Source organism: Escherichia sp. MOD1-EC6475, from assembly GCF_003046645.1.
Classification (GTDB): Bacteria; Pseudomonadota; Gammaproteobacteria; order Enterobacterales; family Enterobacteriaceae; genus Escherichia; species Escherichia ruysiae.
On record NZ_PZKQ01000087.1, the window covers coordinates 1 to 905 of the forward strand.

General features: G+C 52.6%; 1 protein-coding gene. It reads left to right on the plus strand.

Annotated features, from left to right (window positions below; genetic code table 11):
- Nucleotides 1-538 (plus strand): IS110 family RNA-guided transposase (locus tag A7589_RS21775; protein ID WP_108189007.1); only part of this gene is annotated, 538 nt, incomplete at its 5' end.
- Nucleotides 539-905: the final 367 nt, after the last annotated feature.

Sequence of the window (905 nt, forward strand, 5' to 3'; positions counted from 1 at the left end):
GGAAATCCTGTCGCAGCAGGAGCAGTGGAATGACCGCTTCATCCGTCTGTTGTGCGAGCTGTCAGAGGAAATGCAGATGCTGGATGAGCGCATATCGCGTCATGACCGGCGTCTTCAGCAGGCGGCACGGGACGATATCCGCATAAAACGGCTGATGGAAATAGAGGGTTTTGGCCCGATAGTGGCGAGTGCTCTGGTGGCTGCCGTGGGCGATGCGAAGCAATTTAAAAACGGTCGGGAAATGTCAGCCTTTATTGGACTGGTTCCGCGACAGCATTCAAGCGGCGGAAAAGAGCGGCTGGGCCATATCAGCAAACGGGGTGACAGTTACCTGAGAACGCTGATAATCCATGGTGCCCGTGCAGTCCTGAGGTTCAGCGCCGGAAAAACAGACAGACGCAGCCTCTGGCTACAGTCGGTGGCAGAAAGACGTAATAACAATATCGCCGCGGTGGCGCTGGCAAATAAAAACATCCGGATAGCGTGGGCAATATTAAGCCGCAGTGAAGAATATCGAGGGGTGGAGAATGCGGCGTAAGCAGCACTGACGTCCCTGTAAGTAAACGAGCAACAAACCTGCCGTAAGCGTGCAAAGTTATAAAGAACTGATGTGTAACAGGTAAGACCGACATCTGGCAAATCCGACCTTATCCATGGCTCCCTGCAAAGCAAAGCCGGCAGGCCGAAAGGAAACAGATGTGCAGATAACATCATGGCCGGGCACGACGGTACCGAATGTGACGCCGGCTATACGAATGCAACTTACTCCCGTTATACAGATGAAAAATAACTTGCACACCGGGAGGTGTCCATATACGGATAAGGCGTTCTCGCCGCATCCGGCAATTATGCACGAATGCCTGATACGATACTAACGCGTTTTATCATGCCAACAAGTCTGTGCC